The 1,152-nt window shown below is 66.3% G+C and carries 1 protein-coding gene and 1 tRNA gene; one reads left to right on the plus strand and one right to left on the minus strand.

Annotated features, from left to right (window positions below):
* A partial coding sequence (locus BZL64_RS38400) for a DUF3662 domain-containing protein (protein ID WP_143663471.1) occupies positions 1–418 on the minus strand: 418 nt, incomplete at its 3' end.
* 535 nt (positions 419–953) lie between these two features.
* On the opposite strand from BZL64_RS38400, the gene BZL64_RS38405 reads away from it, so the two are divergent.
* A tRNA-Leu gene (locus BZL64_RS38405) sits at positions 954–1,037 on the plus strand.
* Positions 1,038–1,152: the final 115 nt, after the last annotated feature.

Here is a 1,152-nt window from a genome sequence, read left to right on the forward strand (position 1 = left end):
GCCCGCCGGCGGGCGCGCGCTCGGGCGCCTGGGGGCCGCTGGTGGAGGAGGCGAGTGTCCGGCTTCGCACGCGGTACAGACCGGTGTCGAGATCGTCCGCCTTCTCCAGGTTGACCTTGATCGGTCCCATGAAGGTGTAGCGCTGCTGCTTGGCGTAGTCGCGGACCATGCCGGCCAGTTCGTCGCCGAGCTGGCCGGAGTAGGGGCTGAGCCGCTCGTAGTCCGGCGTGCTCAGCTCCACGATGAAGTCGTTGGGTACGACGGTCCGGTCGCGGTTCCAGATGGTCGCGTTGTTGTCGCATTCGCGCTGGAGCGCTCCCGCGATCTCGACGGGCTGCACCTCGGACTTGAACACCTTGGCGAAGGTGCCGTTGACCAGACCCTCGAGACGCTGCTCGAACTTCTTCAGGACTCCCATGGGGCACCTCCTCCGTCGTGACTTGCGTCCCGTGTCGTGCTGCTTACCTGGTACTGCTTACTGATCGTATCCACGCGCCGGTGAATCGGCTGGTTCCCCCTGTCGGCCCCGCCGACAGGGTGTCGACGGCGTCCTCTCCACCCGGTTCTGTACGGGCTTCTCCACGTGCTTCCGATACGTGCTCGCGCTGAGCGCATCGGCTGCGTGCCTCCGATGCCGCTTCCGTGCGGGCTGGTGCTCGCACGTCCACTCGTACTTCTGCTCGGCCTTCTGCCCAGGATCGTAGAGGTGGCCGAGGACCAGTGTCCCGCACCTGACTGTGCGGGCGGTCCTGCTCCTGGGGAGACGGCTGCCATAGGTACGAGGTTGATACGTGAACCGGTCGTCGCCGAGACGTACGGAGGTTGCCGTGGGCCTCTCGCGGTGACCTCTGCCCCGGAACAAGGGATGTGAACGCACCCTGGCCCGCGTGCTAATGTTCTGCGTGTCGGAAGGCGCCGGGCCACAAGGTCAACAGCACGAAGACACACCCAATGCGCGGGTGGCGGAATAGGCAGACGCGCTGGATTCAGGTTCCAGTGCCCGAAAGGGCGTGGGGGTTCAACTCCCCCCTCGCGCACAGTTGAAAGCCCCGTAGGCTCCGGCCTACGGGGCTTTCGCACGTCCTGGGGGCGTCTCGCGCGCGTGAGGTATCTCACGGATGTCGGAGTGGGGCAAGGGGGCGCGAAGTGGGG

Origin of the sequence: Streptomyces bobili, assembly GCF_002154575.1 — a bacterium.
GTDB classification, from domain to species: Bacteria; Actinomycetota; Actinomycetes; order Streptomycetales; family Streptomycetaceae; genus Streptomyces; species Streptomyces bobili.